Source organism: Marinobacter sp. (assembly GCF_041984545.1).
Classification (GTDB): domain Bacteria; phylum Pseudomonadota; class Gammaproteobacteria; order Pseudomonadales; family Oleiphilaceae; genus Marinobacter.
Genome location: NZ_JBHIXV010000034.1, coordinates 22,368 through 40,196, shown reverse-complemented (window position 1 = coordinate 40,196; position 17,829 = coordinate 22,368). Strand labels below are relative to the sequence as shown.

The following is a 17,829-nucleotide window of genomic DNA, read 5'->3' as shown; positions in this document are numbered from 1 at the left end:
AGCCATGTCGCGGTTATTTTGCCAACTTCGGAGGCTGTTTTCACACAGCCTCCCTGGGCCGGCTTTTCTGTAACTGCAGTTACAGGTAGTCGCGCTTGTGCCGGAATTCGCAGAGGTCCTCGATGATGCAGGCCCCGCATTTGGGCTTCCGGGCGGTGCAGGTGTACCGGCCGTGCAGGATCAGCCAGTGGTGCGCATCCAGCAGAAACTCCTTCGGCACCAGGCGCATCAGCCGCTTTTCCACTTCCAGAACGTTCTTCCCGGGCGCAATGCCCGTGCGGTTTGATACCCGGAAAATGTGGGTGTCCACGGCCATCGCTGGCTGGCCAAAGGCGGTGTTAAGAACCACGTTCGCCGTTTTCCGGCCAACACCCGGCAGGGCCTCGAGATCCTCTCTGCGCTCGGGTACCTGGCTTCCGTGTTGCTCAACCAGAATCCGGCAGGTCTTGATAACGTTTTCGGCCTTGCTGTTAAAGAGCCCGATGGTCTTGATGTATTCCTTCAGTCCGTCCACGCCCAGCGCCAGGATGGCCTCGGGGGTGTTGGCCACCGGAAACAGACGATCGGTAGCCTTGTTGACACCCACGTCGGTAGCCTGAGCCGACAGAATCACCGCAATCAGCAGCTCAAATGGGCTGGAGTAGTTCAGTTCCGTCGTGGGATTCGGGTTGGCTTCCCTCAGCCGGGTAAAGATCTCGGTACGCTTCTGCTTGTTCATCGGTTGTCGATCGTTGTCTGGCGGAATGTCAGGATACGTTGCCTGTTACCCGAACCCGTTTGCTGCCCGAGCTCACCGGTGCAGGTTCGTTCACCTTACGGCGTTCTTTGAGCTGATGGTCAATGCCATTTTTCAGGGCAATCAGCAGCCCAAGGCCAATGAAGGCGCCAGGTGGAAGAATCATGAACAGCATGTCCGGATAGTTCTCGAAAGGGCGAATAACCCAGTCGGCGGCTGTGGGGCCGAACAGCAGGTTCATGTCCACGAACAGGCTGCCCTGGCCAACGAGCTCACGCATGCCACCCAGAACAATGAGTACCAGGAGGAACCCGACACCCATCATTGCGCCATCGAGCAGGGCGGGGCCGGGCGCGTTCTTGGAGGCGAAGGCATCGGCGCGGCCGAGGATGGCACAATTGGTGACAATCAGCGGAATGAAGATGCCGAGAATCTGGTACAGCTCGTAGGTATACGCCTGCATCAACAGCTCCGCACAGGTTACGAAGGAGGCAATGATCATGACGAAGGCTGGCAGGCGGACCGACTCCCCAACAAAGTTACGGATCAGCGAGACGGCGAGGTTGGAGCCCATCAGTACCATCAGAGTGGCCAGCCCCAGGCCGATGGCATTGACCACCGTGCTGGTGACGGCGAGCAGGGGACACAGTCCAAGGACCTGTACCAGCGCCGGATTGTTGGTCCAGAGACCGTCTCGGATGATATCGCTGCCTGATTTGGTTGCCATGGTCAGGAGTGCTCCCTGTTGGGTGACTTTCCGGCGATCGCTTCCGGGTCGAGTGGGCGTTCCCTCGGGGACGGCGGCTCGTTGAGGCGCTCGCGAATCACCTGCCGATGTTCGCGGAAATAAACCAGGGCCTTCCGTACGGCTTTTACCACTGCCCGTGGTGAAATGGTGGCACCGGTAAACTGGTCGAACTCACCGCCGTTCTTCCGGACATTCCACTCCCGATGCGGTGGGCTTCCCAGGGAACGCCCGGTAAAGGTCCGGATCCAGTCGGATTTCTTGAGTTCAATCTTGTCTCCGAGCCCTGGGGTTTCCTTGTGGCTCGTCACGCGAACGCCCAGAATGGTGCCTTTCATATCAATGCCAACCAGCAGGTTGATATTGCCGGAGTAGCCGTCGGGCGCCACCACGGGCATGATGAGCCCCACCGGTTGCTCGTTTTGTCGAGCTACCCAGACGGTCACCGGGCCGGTCTGGGTCAGCCGTTCGCTGGCGGGAAGTTGTACGGTGTCCCTGAGCAGGTCGTTGTTATGGAGGCTTTCGGGAATGATTTCGAACAGGGCCTGGGCCTCGGCGCGGGCCGCCTGTTCACGGATGCGCTCCTCGGTGGCGACCTGGGTAACCGAAATGGTGCCACCGGTGATGATGGCAAACAGGCCGAGACCAATGGCGCTGCGACGGATGGATTTGGCAACTGCAGCCATGATTATCCCTGGCTCCCTGGTACGCCCCGACGTGCCTTGTGGTGGCCGTAAGTGCGTGGTGGGGTGTAATGGTCAATGAACGGCACCGCAAAATTCATCAGCAGCACACTGAAGGCGACGGCATCCGGGTAATTGCCCCAGGTGCGAATCAGATAGATCAGAATGCCGATGCCGGCGCCGTAGATCAGCTTGCCCTGGTGACTGGTTGCTGCCGAGACCGGATCGGTGGCTATGAAGAAGGCGCCCAGCATGGTGCCGCCTGCAAGCATGTGCAGGGAGAGCGGTGCATACAGATCGGCGTTGCTGCCGAATGCGAGGCTCATTACCGCCAGGCCAGCCAGGAAACCGACCGGAATGTGCCAGCTGATGATGCGAAGTCCAATCAGCAGCAGACCACCGGCAAGAAAGCCCGCATTGACCCACTCCCAGCCCCGGGCTACGCCGTCACCAAAGGTCGGGTGCACAAGCACCTCCGACGCCGTGTGTGTGGCGATCTTGTGTTTGTACTCGTCCAGGGGCGTGGCCATGGTCCAGCCGTCCACCGCCGTTTGCTGTCCGGAGGCGATGGCTGCCAGGGTGTCGCCAAAGCCCGGTGCGCCGCCCCAGAGCGTTGCCGGTTCAGCCCAGTTGGTGGTCATGGCCACGGGAAAGGACACCAGCACCAGGGCATAGCCCACCATGGCCGGATTGAAGGGGTTTGAGCCAAGGCCACCGTAGAGTTGTTTGGCAACCACAATGGCGGAAATAACCGCCACCGCCGATACCCACCAGGGGGTGAACTGCGGCAAGGACAGTCCCAGGAGCAGACCGGTCACAGCCGCGGTGTTGTCCCGGATAAAAAAGCCCACCGGCTTTTTGCGCAGGGCCAGAAGGGCAGCTTCAGAGCCAATGGCAACGGCAATGCAGAACACCACATTGATCAGGTTACCCCAGCCGAAAAACAGGGTCTGTGCCAGCAGGCCCGGCAAGGCGGCGATCATCACCCACATCATTACCCGGGAGGTTGGCCGGGCCCTGTGGGCGTGGGGGGAGGATTGCTGAACAAACGCCATGGGTGTCGTGCCTGATTCCGCTTATTGGGTGGTCTGAGACTCGGCCTGCTGGCCGGCTTGGGACTGTTTTGCCTCCGACAGGGCCGCTTCGGCCCTCTGGACACGGTCGTGATTCTTGGCCACGGCCCGCTCCAGTTTGTCGACGTTGTCTGCCTGCTGGGCTTTCGCCTCATCGAGCATGCCCTGCATGGTTTCCAGCTTGGCGCGGGCCTGGGTCAGCTGCTTTTCTAACGACTCGATATCGGGTGCCTCTTCCACCGGGGCTTGCGCTGGTTCCTCGGGCCTGGCTGCCTCGGCTTTCGCTTTCTTGCGCGCCAGTGCCTGCTCAACCAACGCCGCCTTGGCGGCTCGCTCGTCACCGGCCTCACTGCTTTCCGCGGCTTTTTCCGCCTCTGCTGCTTTCTTCGCCTGGGCCTCGGCGGCAGCCTGGGCCCGCTCCTTGCGGCGCAGCTCCTTCTCCTGCTGTTCCCGTTCCAGACGTGCCTGGCGGGCCTCAAACCGCTCCCTGGCCCGGTCCGCCTTGATCTGCTCGGCCCGTTGTATCCGGATTTCACCCTTGGCAAACCGGTAGTACTGCACCAACGGGATCGAGCTCGGGCACACGTAGGAGCAGGCGCCGCACTCTATGCAGTCAAACAGATTCAGGTGCTCAGCCTTTTCGAATTCCGTGGCCTTGGCGTGCCAGAACAACTGCTGGGGCAGCAACTCCATGGGGCAGGCCTCGGCGCACTGGCCGCAGCGTATGCAGGGTTGTTCCGGCGGTGGTGCAGGCAATTCCTCGGCGGTGGCGGCAATCACACAGTTGGTGGTCTTGACGACTGGCACCGCCTCGGTGGTCAGCGTGTAGCCCATCATCGGGCCACCCAGCACCAGGCGACTCACCGCGCTCTGGTCCACCTCCGCCTGCTCAAGCAGGTACTCGATGGGCGTGCCGATCAGCGCTTCAAAGTTGCCCGGCTGGCGCACGGCATCGCCGGTGATGGTGACCACCCGGGAGATCAGCGGCGAGCCATCCAGTACGGCGTTTGCCACGGCAACGGCGGTACCGATGTTCTGGCACATGACGCCGATATCGGCCGGAATGCCTCCGCTGGGCACCTCCATCCCGGTGAGAATCTGGATCAGCTGCTTCTCGCCCCCCGAAGGATACTTGGTCGGGATCACAGCAATTTCTGTCTGCGTGCCTTCAATGGCCTGGCGCAGGGCGGCGATGGCTTCGGGCTTGTTGTCCTCGATGCCGATCACGCAGCGCTCCGGGCGGAGAATCCACGCCATGATCTTCAGGCCCGCAACCACCCGGTCCGCCTTCTCGCGCATGGTCATGTCATCGGCCGTGATGTAGGGCTCGCATTCGGCGCCGTTGAGGATCAGTGTGCCGACCTTGCGGTCCCGGGGCGGGCGAAGTTTGATATTGGTGGGGAAGCCTGCGCCGCCCATACCCGCGATGCCGGCGTCGCGAATGATCTGGAGTACTTGATCCCGATCCAGCGAGCGGTAATCCGGGATCGGCTGCCTCGATTGCCACTGGTCTTCGCCATCGGGTTTCAGGACAAGGCAACGGTCGGTCATGCCCGAGGGGTGCGGTACCGGGAGGTCGGCAATGCTTTCAATAACGCCCGAGGTTGGCGCGTGCACGGGAACACCGGTTCCCGAGGGCACGTCTGCGATCTTCTGTCCCTTGAGAACCCGGTCCCCCACGGCTACCAGGGCTTCGGTCGGTTCGCCGATGTGCTGTTGCAGCGGCAACACCAGGCGCTTGGGGAGGCCTGCCGCCCGAATCGGGCGCGCCGTGGAAATCTCTTTGTGCTCGGCGGGGTGGATACCGCCGGAAAAATCCCAAAGCTGTGTCATCAGGCGCTGGCTCCCTGACGGTCGGTGGCGATTACTCCGGGCCGGGGTGGGGTCCAGGTCCAGCTTCGGATGTCGGGCTCAACCGTCACCATGTCAATGCAGTCCACCGGGCAGGGGTCAACGCACAGATCGCAACCGGTGCATTCGCTCTCGATGACGGTGTGCATGTGCTTGGCAGCGCCGAGAATCGCATCTACGGGGCATGCCTGGATGCATTTGGTGCAGCCAATACATTCGTCTTCACGGATCACAGCCACCCGTTTGACCTGTTCTACTCCGTGTTCTGCGTCCAGAGGTTCCGGTTCAACGTCCAGTAGATCTGCCAGTGCCTTGATGGTGCCTTCACCGCCTGGCGGGCACTTGTTGATCGGGCCGCCGTCGGCGATGGACTCGGCGTAGGGGCGGCAGCCGGGGTAGCCACACTGACCACACTGGGTCTGGGGCAGCAGGGCATCAATTTCATCAACCAGCGGGTTACCTTCCACCCGGAAGCGTTCGGCGGCGAAGCCGAGCAGGCCGCCGAAGACCACGGCCAGGGCCAGAAGAACGACTACGGCAATCAGTACACTGGTCCACATATGGCTGCTACTCCCGATTCCCCAATTCTTTCTGCACGCCCGTCACACGCTGACCAGGCCGGTGAAGCCCAGGAACGCCAGCGCCATCAGTCCTGCGGTTACCAGGCCAATGGAAGCGCCGCGGAACGCTACCGGCACATCCGCCACGGCAATCCGCTCACGCATGGCCGCAAACAGAACCAGCACCATGGAGAAACCCGCTGCCGCACCAAATCCGTAGAGAACCGATTCCACAAAATTGTTCTGCTTGTTGATGTTCAGCAGCGCAACGCCAAGTACGGCGCAATTGGTGGTAATCAGCGGCAGGAAGATACCCAGCACGCGATAGAGCAGGGGGCTGGTCTTGCGCACCACCATTTCGGTGAACTGCACCACCACCGCAATCACCAGGATGAAGGTGATGGTGCGGAGGAAGGCCAGGTCCAGGGGCTCCAGCAAATAGGTGTAGGCCAGGTAGCTGCACACAGACGCCAGGGTCAGCACAAAGGTGGTGGCCAGCGACATGCCCATGGCTGTCTCCAGCTTGCCGGACACGCCCATGAACGGGCACAGGCCCAGGAACTGAACCAGCACAAAGTTGTTCACCAGAATGGTGCTGACCAGAATCAGCAGATATTCGGTCATTTAACCTGCTCCATTGGCAACTGACAGCGCTCTGACCGCCGGTCGTCACATAACCCGCATGCCCGGCGTGGCGCCGGAATCCGGAGACAGGATGAATATATCCTTGCCCCCAGGGCCTGCAGCCAGAACCATGCCTTCCGACATGCCGAACTTCATCTTCCGGGGCTTGAGGTTAGCCACCATCACCGTTAGCCGACCTTCGAGATCCTCCGGTTTGTAGGCAGACTTGATGCCCGCAAACACATTGCGCTCGCCATGCCCCACGTCCAGGGTCAGACGAAGCAGCTTGTCGGCGCCCTCCACGTGTTCGGCTTTGACAATCTTCACCACCCTAAGATCCACTTTTGCGAAATCACCAAATTCTATTTCATCGGCAATTGGCTCGAGATTGGCAGCCGGTGCCGGCTTGCCGGTCGCTGCAGGCAACTCCTCTTTGGAGGCGTCGAGCATTTTCTCGATCTGTGCCATGTCCACCCGGCTCATCAGTGGTGTGAACTTGTTGATGCCATGGTTTTCCAGGCGCTCGCTACGCTTGTTCCAATCCAGGGGCGCATTGAGGAACGCTTCCGACGCCTTGGCAGTTTCCGGCAGGACCGGCGCCAGATAGGTCATCAGCAGATGGAACATGTTGAGAACATTGGTACATATTGCTTGAAGCTCGTCTAATATCTCATCTCGATCACCAAGCTCCGGATCTTTAGCTTTCTCAACCTCATTTCCGGCCAGTGCTGCCTTCTTAGGCAGGGTCCAAGGCTGCTTTTCATCGAAATATTGATTTGCTTCGGCTGCTAGTTCCATGATTCGACGCATTGCACGTCCAAATTCCCGGGTTTCATAGGATATGGCTATTTCGTCGCCGGCATCGATGAATCGTTTCATTAAATCGATTTCAGTAATACTGCTCAGTCGGCCATCGAAGCTTCGATTGATGAAGCTAGCGCTGCGGCTGGCGATATTGACCACCTTACCCACCAGGTCCGAATTCACCCGGGCGGCAAAGTCCTCAAGGTTCAGGTCCATGTCGTCCACACTGCCGGTCAGCTTGGCGGCAAAGTAGTAGCGCAGGTATTCCGGATTCAGATGGTCCAGGTAGGTGCGGGCCATGATGAAGGTACCGCGAGACTTGGACATCTTCTTGCCGTTGACGGTGACAAAGCCGTGGGCCCAGACGGCCGTGGGCGTGCGGAAGCCGGCATCGTGCAACATGGACGGCCAGAACAGCGCGTGAAAGTTGATAATGTCCTTGCCAATGAAGTGATAGACCTCGGCGGTGGAATCGGCCTTCCAGAAGTGCTCGAAATCGATGCCTTCGCGGTTACACAGGTTCTTGAAGCTGGCCAGGTAACCGATGGGGGCATCCAGCCACACGTAGAAGTACTTGCCGGGCGCGTCGGGAATCTCGAACCCGAAGTAGGGCGCATCGCGGCTGATGTCCCACTCCTGCAGGCCGGCGTCCAGCCACTCGGCCAGCTTGTTGGCAACCTGAGGCTGCAGGGTGCCGCTGCGGGTCCACTTGGCCAGGAAATCGTGGAAATCCGGCAGCTTGAAGAAGTAGTGCTCGGATTCCTTCTCGATGGGCGTGGCGCCGGACACTGCAGAGCGCGGGTTGATCAGCTCCGCCGGCGTGTAGGTGGCACCGCAGGCCTCGCAGTTGTCGCCGTACTGGTCCTCGGTCTTGCACTTGGGGCAGGTGCCCTTGATGAACCGGTCCGCCAGGAACATCTTTTTCTCAGGATCGTAGAACTGGGTGATGTTGCGCGTGGCAATGTGCCCGTTTTCCTGCAATTGGCGATAGATGTACTCGGAGAACTGGCGGTTTTCCTCCGAGTGCGTGCTGTAGTAGTTGTCGAAACGGATGTGGAAGCCGGCGAAGTCTTCCTGATGCTCGCCACGGATGCGATCGATCAGCTGCTCGGAGGTAATGCCCTCGCGCTCGGCACGAAGCATGATGGCGGTGCCGTGGGCATCGTCGGCGCAAACGTAGTAGCAGTTCTGGCCCCGCATCTTCTGATAGCGCACCCAGATATCGGTCTGAATGTATTCCAGCAGGTGCCCCAGGTGGATCGGGCCGTTGGCGTACGGCAGGGCACTGGTAACCAGAATGTCGCGCTGTTGCTTGCTCGCTTGCGTCATGGTGATGTCCGAACCTTATGTTGAGTCGGGTTGGAAAGACGATTTCGGGGTTCTGGCGGATTCCGGATTGATTGCGCCAGGTAAAGACCCCATATGGTCAGAAACGGGCACAGATGATACCTTCCGAGCAGATATTTTTCACCCGAATCACCTGTTTCCGTGCTTTAAATCGAGCATGAGCTTATTCCGGAGAACCCGATGACACAGATTTCTGAGCAGGCCCTGCAGACAGCGGTTCGCCAATACCGTGATCCGTACCTGAACAAGGACCTCTACGAGTTGGGTGCCGTCAAATCCCTGAATGCCGACGACAGCGGCAAGGTCACACTGATGGTAGAGTTGCCTTACCCGTCTAAAGGCATCGCCGGCGCCCTCAAACAACTGGTCGGGAACGCCCTGGAAGACGTCGACGGCGTGGCAAGCGTGGACGTCCACGTGGGTCAGAACATCCACTCCTACAAGGTCCAGAAAGACCTGCCCTCGGTGCCGGGCGTGAAAAACATCATTGCCGTGGCCTCCGGCAAGGGCGGTGTTGGCAAATCCACCACCGCCGTCAACCTGGCCCTGGCCCTCCAGGCTGAAGGCGCCCGCGTCGGTATCCTCGACGCCGACATCTACGGCCCCAGCATCGGCATGATGCTCGGCGTGCCCGAAGGCAAACGCCCCGACACCCGTGAGAACAAATACTTCGTTCCCATGGACGCCCACGGCCTGCAGGCCAACTCCATGGCCTTTGTGGTCACCGAGAAAACCCCCATGGTATGGCGCGGCCCCATGGTCAGTGGCGCCGTGATGCAACTGCTCCAGCAGACTCTCTGGAACGAACTCGACTACCTCATCGTCGACATGCCGCCGGGCACCGGCGACATCCAGCTCACCCTGGCCCAGAAAGTCCCGGTCACCGGCGCGGTGATCGTTACCACACCCCAGGACATTGCCCTGCTGGATGGCAAAAAAGGCATCGAAATGTTCCGCAAAGTCGACATCCCCGTGCTCGGCGTGGTCGAAAACATGAGCGTGCACATTTGCAGCAACTGCGGCCACGAAGAACCCCTTTTCGGCCACGGCGGCGGCGAACGCATCGCCGAGGAATACGACACTACACTCCTCGGCCAACTGCCCCTGCACATGACTATCCGGGAACAGACCGACGGCGGCACGCCCTCGGTGATTGCCGAACCAGACTCCGAAGTGGCCCGCCGTTACCGCGATATCGCCAGAAGGGTAGGTGCTGAGCTCTCCACCCGGGAGCGGAACCTGACCGGCTCTATTTCAAGTGTTTCAGTGACTGAGCATTGAAAGCCCCAGTCTCGCGGAGTTCTTCGCCAGGGCAAGTTCGCGGGCATAGGGACCGTCTTCCAAAAATGTCGAAGGCCAAGGATGGCCTTCGTCAAGCCCACATGGATGTGCTCGTAGCGGTTTTTGGAAGACGGTCCCTATGGCCGCAGCCCGCCACTTTTGAGGTCCGAAACACCAGTCGCGGAACCCGACCTCCGGACTTCGACAGACCCTATGGGAACAGGTAAACTACGCCTCAATTTTTTTTCCCAGTGGATACGAGACTTCGCCAATGAGCATCAAATCCGACAAGTGGATTCGCCGGATGTCCGAACAGCACGGCATGATCGAACCCTTTGAAAGCGGACAGGTTCGTGAAACCGAAAAAGGCCGCGTGATCTCCTACGGCACCTCCAGCTACGGTTACGACGTACGCTGCAGCAACGAATTCAAAATCTTCACCAACGTCCACTCCGCCACCGTGGACCCGAAGAACTTCGACGAAAACAGCTTCGTCAACTACACCGGCGACGTCTGCATCATCCCGCCGAACTCGTTCGCACTGGCGCGCACCGTCGAGTACTTTCGCATTCCGCGCAGCGTACTGACCATCTGTCTGGGCAAGTCCACCTACGCCCGCTGCGGAATCATCGTTAACGTCACTCCGCTGGAGCCGGAGTGGGAAGGCCAGGTCACCCTGGAATTCTCCAACACCACCAACCTGCCGGCGAAAATCTACGCCAACGAAGGCGTGGCCCAGATGCTGTTCTTCGAGTCCGACGAAATCTGCGAAACAAGCTACAAGGATCGCGGCGGCAAATACCTTGGCCAGACCGGCGTGACCCTGCCCAGGACATGAACGCCAACCAGTTCCTCAAGGCCGTCTCACAACTGCAGGGCTGGCGCGAATGCGCCTTCCTGCTGGCCCTGGCCGAGCGCTCCTTTCCCAACTACGCCCTGTTCGCCGATGCCGTTGGCCTGAAAACCGGCGCCAAAATGCGACAGCTCCTGGATCTTGGCTGGGACATGCTGCAAAAGGACGTCTCAGAAGCCGCCATACCCCAACTGCTGGCCAAGCTTGAAACTCTTTCGCCGGATGTGGATGCCTACGACGCCTATGGCGTGTACCCCGCCTTCGATTTCTGCCAGTTGCTGGAGCAGGCATTGCTCAACCGGCTGAACCCGGCCAAGCATCGCGCCACCGATGCTTCCCAGATGGCCACCGGCACCGTCATGAACTTCATCGAACTTTCCGAAGGCGATGAACTGGACGAGGACGAGCTGGTTCGGCTGCTGGACCACCACCCGCTGATGAAAGAAGACAAAACCTTCCAGCGCGACCTGGTGCTGGCCCTGAAACGCCAGCGCACGCCCACGGACCAGTTTGTTGAAAGGCTTCGGCAAGAGTCAGCCAACGACGGCATCAGCAACCTCGGTATCTCGCTCAACGAGTAAACGCCGCAGCCGTGGGCAGGCTACACTTCCGGTATTACCCGTAACTCTCTGCTCAGTGCCGATGGATGTTACCCCATGAAACTCTCTGCTTTTGGTCGCAAGTTCACCGCCGATGCCGGTATTACCTCCCTGATGGACGATCTGGGCAACGCCATGGCCTCGGGCGACGACATGATCATGATGGGCGGCGGCAACCCCGGGCACATACCGGAAGTGCAGCAGCGGGTGCAGGAAATCCTGGCGGACATGAGTCGGAATGAGGGGGATGTGCGCCGGCTGGTTGGAATCTACGATCCGCCCCAGGGCGAGAAACAGTTCATTGCCGCCCTCGCGGAACTGCTTAATCGTGAATACGGCTGGGGCCTGAAGCCGGAAAACATCGCCCTGACCAACGGCAGCCAGGCCGCATTCTTCATGTTGTTCAACATGTTTGGCGGCGACTACGGGGAAGGGCACCGGAAACACATTCTGTTGCCGCTGGCCCCCGAGTACATCGGCTACGCCGACGCGGGCATCGAGCCGGGGCTGTTTCATGCCGTGCAGCCGGACATCTCGTTTACCGATGCCCACGAGTTCAAGTACCGGGTGGACTTTGATGCCGTAGAAGTTACCGGAGAAACCGGCGCCATCTGCGTTTCAAGGCCCACCAACCCCACCGGCAATGTGGTGACCGACGAGGAGCTTGCCCGTCTGGAGCAACTGGCTCGCGAGCATGACATTCCGCTGATCGTGGACGGCGCGTACGGCACGCCGTTCCCAAGCCTGCTGTTCGTGGACGCCACGCCCACCTGGAACGACCAGATCATTCTCTGCCTGAGCCTGTCCAAGCTTGGGCTGCCCGCAGCCCGAACCGGTATCGTGATTGCGGCAGAGCCGATCATCAAGGCGCTGTCCGGCATCAATGCCATCATGAACCTGGCCACCGGCAGCTTCGGCGCCATGCTGGCGGAGCCCCTGGTCCGCTCCGGTGAGATCCTGTCACTGAGCCGGGATGTGGTCTGCCCATTTTACAAGGCGAAGATGGAGCGGGCGGTGGCGGAGTTCCGGGAGGCCATGGGTGAAGACAGCTGCCGCTGGTATGTCCATAAACCCGAGGGCGCCATGTTCCTCTGGCTGTGGTTCCCGGACCTGCCCATCACCAGTCTGGAGTTGTATCAGCGTCTGAAAGGACGAGGGGTGCTGGTGGTTTCCGGGCATTATTTCTTCCCGGGGTTGCCCGAGGACGACTGGAAACATCGCCACGAGTGCCTGCGGGTGACCTATTCCCAGGATGATGACCGGGTGGCCGAGGGGCTTCGTATTATTGCGGATGAGGTAAAGGCTGTCTGGCGGGAGGCCGGACGCGCGCTCTAGCGCTCGAACTCTGCGTCTTTCAGTCGCAGCTCGTAGGTGCTGCCGTCCGGTTCCACCTGGCGCAGACGAACCATCAGGTAGTTCTGCTCCTTCGAGAACCAGATCAGCGTCTGCCGGTCAGAGTTCTCGCGAACCTTTTCCGCCTTGAGTGTGGCCTGCGTTTGTCCGCCGGCCCTGACCGATTCGCCATTGATAACCGCAAAGCGTTCCTCGTCGATGCGTCCCTTGTCGAGTACCTGGTAGCTCATCTCACGGAGTCCGTTACGGATGTCCTGGTGGAGTTGCAGCTGGTAGCCAAGGGGGTCGAGCACGCCCTCATCAATGGCAACCTCGAATGGTTTGCCCTTGTAGCGTCCGGAAGCCAGCCCCTTTTCCCAGTCAAAATCGATGGATTGTTTCCGGTCGCTGACCAGAAAACCGGACAGGCTATACCGGTAGCGCATAGGAACGACACGGCCATCCTGCCACCGGAAGATCAGCGACTCGTCAATGTCGGCAATGAACGAATCCACATCGGTGCGGTATAGCCAGATATCGTTGCCCTGGGCGGTCAGGGTACGTTTGGCGGTGCCATTGAGCGTGAGCCCCTTTTCCATGGCAGCGGTGTAGCTGGCTTCGAAAGGAACCAGTTCAGGTGTGGTGTCTGCCGCGCCTGCGGCTGGGCTGGCAAAAGCGCCGATAAGCACCAGCAGCATGGAACAGAGTCGGTTGGAGGGCAGTGTCATGAAAAAGGCCTCAAACAGGAACTGTTACCGTCATCATTGGCGACAGTGTAGACGTTTGGGCCGTACTGGAGCATGACAATTCGTTCAGGCAATCCTCAGTGGGCGCTCAGGCGCATTGGCTGCTTCAGGGGCTGACCATCGAACAGCACGCCCTCGTTGCCAAGCTGGATGCGGCCCTCGCAGAACCAGCGCACCACGATGGGGTAGAGGATGTGCTCCTGGATCTGGACCTTTTCGGCCAGGGATTCCGGTGTGTCGTCCTGGCTCACCGAGACCTCCGCCTGGGCAATGACCGGGCCGCCATCCAGCTCCTCGGTAACGAAATGGATGGAAACACCATGCACCTTGTCACCGGCTTCGAGCGCCCGCCGATGAGTGTTCAGGCCTGTATACCTGGGCAGCAGGGACGGGTGGATGTTCAGCATCCTGCCCCGAAAGGCTCGCACAAAATCCGTGGTCAGGATGCGCATGAAGCCGGCGAGGACGATCAGGTCCGGGTTGTGGCGGAGGATTTCCGCCATTAACGAGGCGTCGAACTCTTCCCGGGAGCCAAAATCCTTGTGGTTCACCACAAAGGACTCAATATTCGCCTGCGCTGCGCGCTCAAGGGCGAAGGCGCCGGGCTGGTTACAGCCCACGGCGACGATCTGGCCGGGAAAGTCCCGTTCCCGGCTGGCCTCGATCAGTGCCTGGAGATTGGTTCCGCTGCCGGAAGCAAGAACCAGGATTCTTGGCAGGGGCGTCGGGTCTGCCTTCATGCCGACAACAGCCCCGGGGCGTAGCGAACGCAGGGCTCCGCGTCTTGCGTGGCAGCGCTCTCGATAACGCCGACCTGCCAGGCGTGCTCGCCCAGTGCCCGGAGGGTGTCGAGGGCCAGATCCTTCTGGTTGGCCGGCACACACACGATCATGCCAATGCCACAGTTGAAGGTGCGATACATTTCCTCGCTGGCAACGCCACCCTGGTCTTTCAGCCACTGGAACACCGGCGGCAGTTTCCAGCTGCTGGTGTCGATGGCGGCGACCGTGCCGTTTGGCAGGACGCGGGGAATGTTCTCAGGCAACCCACCGCCGGTAATGTGGGAGAGGGCGCGTACGTCCACTTCCCGGATCAGCTGGAGCAGGTTTTTCACGTAGATGCGCGTTGGCGCCATCAGTGCGTCCGCAAGCGTTTCCTGGCCCACGGGCTGGTTCAGGTCCGCCTTGCTGACCTCAAGGATCTTGCGAATCAGTGAGTAGCCGTTGGAGTGCGGGCCGGACGAACCAAGGGCGAGCAGAACATCGCCAGACTGGACGCGGCTGCCATCGATGATTTCGCTGCGCTCGGCAACGCCAACACAGAAACCGGCCAGGTCATAGTCGTCGCCTTCATACATGCCGGGCATCTCGGCGGTCTCGCCGCCCACCAGGGCGCAACCCGCCAGCTCGCATCCCGCGCCAATGCCGGCAACCACCTGGGCGGCCACGTCTACATTGAGCTTGCCAGTGGCGTAATAGTCCAGGAAGAACAGGGGCTCGGCACCGCCCACGACCAGATCGTTAACGCACATGGCGACCAGGTCGATGCCAATGCTGTCGTGCTTTTCCAGCTGCATGGCCAGGCGCAGTTTGGTGCCCACCCCATCGGTGCCGGACACAAGTACAGGTTCATTGTAGCCAGCGGGAATCGAGACCATAGCGCCAAAACCGCCGAGGCCGCCCAGCACCTCCGGGCGGCGGGTGCGCGCTGCGGTATCCTTGATGCGGCGTACGAGTTCGTTGCCTGCGTCAATGTCAACGCCAGCGTCGCGGTAGGTAAGGGAGGGCTTCTGTTCGCTCATGGGGTTCTTAACCGTTGGCCAGTGGGTCAGGCGGCGGATTTTAACAGGTGCGCTGTAGTGCTCCAAATGTATATTGCTTTTCGGAAACCCGGGGCTGCTACTCAGCCTGTAGGGCATGGTGTATCCTATGCGCCATTCATGCGAATTGCAGGGTGTTTCATGTCGTTATCAGGACACAAGTTGCCACAGGCGCCAGGATTGGCTGCTCGGTTTTTTGCATTCATCGGGCTGTTGCTGCTCATCTGGTCCGGGCCGGCCACCGCAGTGACGGTGTCTGGGCTGTATTCCGCCCGGGTTCCGGTGGAGGGCACGTCCGAGGCGCAGCTGACCAGGGGTTATGCGGATGGCCTGAGGCAGGTGCTGGTGCGTGTATCCGGCAGCCAGGATGTTCTGGCCACGGAAGGCGTGGACGGCCTGCTTGCAGATGCTGAATCGCTTCTGTTGTCGTATCAGGTTGCCCGTGACGAATCAGGCCAGAGCATTCTGAGCATGTCCTTTGGTGCAGTCGGAGTTAACCGTGCACTGGCGTCCATTGATGCGCCTGTGTGGGGCGCCAACCGGCCGCTGACGCTGGCGTGGATCGCGGTGGAAGACCGCGGCGCCCGGACCCTCGTTACGGGAGCCTCCGAAAACACCGCGAGCGCCACGGCCGATGGCATTTGGAGCGCGGCCTTCGATGCAGCTGCCCGAAAGCGGGGTTTGCCCCTGGCGACACCGCCAGAGAGCTTCAACACCAGCCGGGAACTCCTGTCAGACATCTGGGGACAGTTTGTCGGCCGGGTGAAATCAGCGTCGTCTGACCTGGAGCACGACGTACTGGCGCTGGTGCGGGTCAGCCGCGCGGGCGGTCAATGGCGCGCTGGCTGGGTTTTTGATGGCATGTCGATGGACGCCGGTGAGGAGTCGGTTACTGCGCCCACGCCGGAGGCGCTCGCCGAAGCCGTGATCAACCGCTGGGCAGAGCGTTATGCGGGCCGTTACGCCGTTGCCGCCTCCGAAGTAGGTGATTCCCCACAGGTGGATATTGTGCTTCGGGGTGTCAGTTCCCTGGAGGACTATGCCCGGGTAAACAAAATCCTTCAGGACCTCACGCCGGTTGTTGGCGTGGGCGCGCACCGAGTGCGCGATGATCAGCTGACGCTGCGGGTAGCTTTCTCCGGCGAGCTGGACCAACTTCAGGAATACATTGCGCTGGATCCCCGCTTCGTTCCCATTGAATCTGGCATTCCCGCAGAGCCGGAAGTGGCGGATTCTGCCCCGGCCAAGTTTCCGGGCAGCCCGGAGAGTGGAGACAATGCCAGCGAGCCGCCCGCAAAACCTGAGGGCGAGGAATCCCGGACTGCGGTCGATGAATCGGCCATGTTTACCTACCAGCCGGTCCCCGTCGATGAAGAAGAGGCCCAGCAGGCGTTCGAATCCCTGTACGAGGTCCTGTATTATCGGTGGCAACCGGCCTCTGTCATCGGGAGCGGTGGCAGCGAATAAGCTGGGGTAATCGGAGGGAATCGTTTGAATTTACACCGTTGGCGCTGGATTCCCAATGCCCTGACGTTCCTGCGAATTCTGCTGATTGCTCCCTTCGCTGGCGCCCTGCTGGTTGGCGATTATAGGCGCGCTCTGGTGATTTTCTTCCTGGCGGCGGCAACCGACGCCATTGATGGATTCCTGGCGCGGCACTTCAACTGGCGTTCCAGACTGGGGGCCATCGCCGACCCGCTTGCGGATAAAGCCCTCCTGATTACCGCCTATCTGATGCTGACCCTGACCTCGGTGCTCCCCGTCTGGCTGTTTGCCGTGGTTCTGGGCAGAGACCTGCTGATTGTTGGCGGAGCTCTGGCCTATCATTATTGTGTGGGTCGTTACGATATGGAGCCGAGCATTCCGGGCAAGATCAACACCTTCGTTCAGATTCTCGTGGCACTGGCCATCATTGTGTTGCTCGCTGATCTACCCATGCAGCCCTGGGTGGTGGATGCGGGCATCGTGCTGGTTGCGGTGTCGGCGATTGCCAGCGGCGGGCACTATCTGGTGGTCTGGAGTGTGCGGGCCTGGAGGGCGACCCGGTCATGACGGCATCGCAGCTGGTTCTTGGCGTCAAGTTGCGGGACGACGCCAGGTTTGACAATTTCCACGGCGAGCGTAATTGTGAGGCCGCCGCCAGGCTGGAGGCGCTTTGCCGGCAGCCAGGCGGGGTGCCCGTGGCGGTGCTCTGTGGTGATGCCGACACCGGCAAAAGTCACCTCCTTCAGGCGGCCTGTCATAGTGCTGATCAGCAGGGGATGTCGGCCGTCTGCATCAGCGTCGCCGAGTTGCAGCCATTTGGCCCCGCAGCGCTGTCCGGGCTGGAGAGTCAGGATCTGGTGTGCCTGGACGACCTGGACCTGGTGGCCGGCAAGCGGGATTGGGAAGAGGCCATCTTCCATCTGTACAACCGGATAGACGACCGCAACGCGATGATGATCGTGAGTGCCTCGGACTTGCCGGGCAACCTGCCGTTCCAGCTTCCAGACCTGGTGTCCCGGTTGCGGCATGGGCTGACAATCCAGCTGGGCATATACAGAGACGAGGATCGACTCCGCATACTGATGGCCCGGGCGGAAAAGCGCGGACTGGTGATGTCACACGAAGTGGCCGCCTACATCATGCGCCGGGCGCCCCGTGGGTTGGGTGACTTGCTCGGAATTCTGGATATGCTGGATGAGAATTCACTGCAGGCGCAGCGCAGGCTGACCATTCCGTTCGTTAAAACCGTGATGGAATGGTAGCCGAAGGCAACGGGGCTGAACCGGAAAAG

The 17,829-nt window shown here is 60.5% G+C and carries 18 protein-coding genes; 7 read left to right on the top strand and 11 right to left on the bottom strand.

What is annotated here, in order from left to right; genetic code table 11:
• Nucleotides 1-79 precede the first annotated feature (79 nt).
• The 8 genes from nth to metG are packed head-to-tail and all read right to left on the bottom strand — an operon-like array spanning nucleotide 80 to nucleotide 8,405.
• Nucleotides 80-718: an endonuclease III gene (gene nth / locus ACFC20_RS14600; protein ID WP_375193653.1), complete on the bottom strand. Its 639-nt coding sequence runs from the start codon at nucleotides 716-718 to the stop codon at nucleotides 80-82.
• Nucleotides 719-746: 28 nt separating this feature from the next.
• Complete coding sequence (locus ACFC20_RS14595; protein WP_375193652.1) at nucleotides 747-1,463, bottom strand: electron transport complex subunit E; 717 nt, start codon at nucleotides 1,461-1,463, stop codon at nucleotides 747-749.
• Nucleotides 1,464-1,465: 2 nt separating this feature from the next.
• Nucleotides 1,466-2,167, bottom strand: a complete 702-nt coding sequence (gene rsxG, locus ACFC20_RS14590; RefSeq protein WP_375193651.1) for an electron transport complex subunit RsxG — start codon at nucleotides 2,165-2,167, stop codon at nucleotides 1,466-1,468.
• Nucleotides 2,168-2,169: 2 nt separating this feature from the next.
• Nucleotides 2,170-3,219 carry an electron transport complex subunit RsxD gene (gene rsxD / locus ACFC20_RS14585; protein WP_375193650.1) on the bottom strand — a complete coding sequence of 350 codons (1,050 nt, stop codon included), beginning with the start codon at nucleotides 3,217-3,219 and terminating at the stop codon, nucleotides 2,170-2,172.
• 21 nt (nucleotides 3,220-3,240) lie between these two features.
• Nucleotides 3,241-5,070 (bottom strand): electron transport complex subunit RsxC, encoded by a 1,830-nt coding sequence (rsxC, locus tag ACFC20_RS14580; RefSeq protein WP_375193649.1) that lies wholly within the window; start codon nucleotides 5,068-5,070, stop codon nucleotides 3,241-3,243.
• Nucleotides 5,070-5,648: an electron transport complex subunit RsxB gene (gene rsxB / locus ACFC20_RS14575; protein WP_375193648.1), complete on the bottom strand. Its 579-nt coding sequence runs from the start codon at nucleotides 5,646-5,648 to the stop codon at nucleotides 5,070-5,072. Before rsxB ends, rsxC begins: the two co-directional genes overlap by 1 nt.
• 42 nt (nucleotides 5,649-5,690) lie before the next feature.
• On the bottom strand, nucleotides 5,691-6,272 hold the full coding sequence (gene rsxA / locus ACFC20_RS14570; RefSeq protein ID WP_375193647.1) for an electron transport complex subunit RsxA: 582 nt from the start codon (nucleotides 6,270-6,272) through the stop codon (nucleotides 5,691-5,693).
• A 45-nt stretch (nucleotides 6,273-6,317) separates the two neighbouring features.
• The gene (gene metG / locus ACFC20_RS14565) at nucleotides 6,318-8,405 is read right to left on the bottom strand and encodes a methionine--tRNA ligase (RefSeq protein ID WP_375193646.1); all 2,088 of its coding nucleotides are present in this window, start codon (nucleotides 8,403-8,405) and stop codon (nucleotides 6,318-6,320) included.
• A 198-nt stretch (nucleotides 8,406-8,603) separates the two neighbouring features.
• Here metG and apbC point away from each other — a divergent pair, with 198 nt between their 5' ends.
• The 4 genes from apbC (at nucleotide 8,604) to ACFC20_RS14545 (ending at nucleotide 12,491) form a co-directional block, all read left to right on the top strand.
• Nucleotides 8,604-9,704: an iron-sulfur cluster carrier protein ApbC gene (gene apbC / locus ACFC20_RS14560; protein WP_375193645.1), complete on the top strand. Its 1,101-nt coding sequence runs from the start codon at nucleotides 8,604-8,606 to the stop codon at nucleotides 9,702-9,704.
• 271 nt (nucleotides 9,705-9,975) lie between these two features.
• Nucleotides 9,976-10,542 (top strand): dCTP deaminase, encoded by a 567-nt coding sequence (dcd, locus tag ACFC20_RS14555; protein ID WP_008172848.1) that lies wholly within the window; start codon nucleotides 9,976-9,978, stop codon nucleotides 10,540-10,542.
• Nucleotides 10,539-11,138, top strand: a complete 600-nt coding sequence (locus ACFC20_RS14550) for a YjaG family protein (protein WP_375193644.1) — start codon at nucleotides 10,539-10,541, stop codon at nucleotides 11,136-11,138. The genes dcd and ACFC20_RS14550 overlap by 4 nt, the downstream gene beginning before the upstream one ends.
• Before the next feature lie 75 nt (nucleotides 11,139-11,213).
• Nucleotides 11,214-12,491 (top strand): valine--pyruvate transaminase, encoded by a 1,278-nt coding sequence (locus ACFC20_RS14545; protein WP_375193643.1) that lies wholly within the window; start codon nucleotides 11,214-11,216, stop codon nucleotides 12,489-12,491.
• Here the strand turns inward: ACFC20_RS14545 and ACFC20_RS14540 are convergent.
• The 3 genes from ACFC20_RS14540 to purM form a co-directional block, all read right to left on the bottom strand.
• Nucleotides 12,488-13,216 (bottom strand): DUF3108 domain-containing protein, encoded by a 729-nt coding sequence (locus ACFC20_RS14540; RefSeq protein ID WP_375193642.1) that lies wholly within the window; start codon nucleotides 13,214-13,216, stop codon nucleotides 12,488-12,490. The two genes, ACFC20_RS14545 and ACFC20_RS14540, sit on opposite strands and share 4 nt — an antisense overlap.
• A 95-nt stretch (nucleotides 13,217-13,311) precedes the next feature.
• On the bottom strand, nucleotides 13,312-13,974 hold the full coding sequence (gene purN, locus ACFC20_RS14535) for a phosphoribosylglycinamide formyltransferase (RefSeq protein ID WP_375193641.1): 663 nt from the start codon (nucleotides 13,972-13,974) through the stop codon (nucleotides 13,312-13,314).
• Entirely contained in the window at nucleotides 13,971-15,035 is a 1,065-nt protein-coding gene (purM, locus tag ACFC20_RS14530; protein ID WP_375193640.1) for a phosphoribosylformylglycinamidine cyclo-ligase, read from the bottom strand. Before purM ends, purN begins: the two co-directional genes overlap by 4 nt.
• 159 nt (nucleotides 15,036-15,194) lie before the next feature.
• On the opposite strand from purM, the gene ACFC20_RS14525 reads away from it, so the two are divergent.
• Genes ACFC20_RS14525 through hda form a run of 3 tightly spaced genes read left to right on the top strand, consistent with a single transcriptional unit; the run spans nucleotide 15,195 to nucleotide 17,800 of the window.
• Nucleotides 15,195-16,520 carry a DUF2066 domain-containing protein gene (locus tag ACFC20_RS14525; RefSeq protein WP_375193639.1) on the top strand — a complete coding sequence of 442 codons (1,326 nt, stop codon included), beginning with the start codon at nucleotides 15,195-15,197 and terminating at the stop codon, nucleotides 16,518-16,520.
• Nucleotides 16,521-16,544: 24 nt separating this feature from the next.
• A complete protein-coding gene (locus ACFC20_RS14520) occupies nucleotides 16,545-17,105 on the top strand; it encodes a CDP-alcohol phosphatidyltransferase family protein (RefSeq protein WP_375193638.1) in 561 nt (186 codons plus the stop codon).
• Nucleotides 17,102-17,800: a DnaA regulatory inactivator Hda gene (gene hda, locus ACFC20_RS14515; RefSeq protein WP_375193637.1), complete on the top strand. Its 699-nt coding sequence runs from the start codon at nucleotides 17,102-17,104 to the stop codon at nucleotides 17,798-17,800. Before ACFC20_RS14520 ends, hda begins: the two co-directional genes overlap by 4 nt.
• The last annotated feature ends 29 nt before the right edge of the window (nucleotides 17,801-17,829 follow it).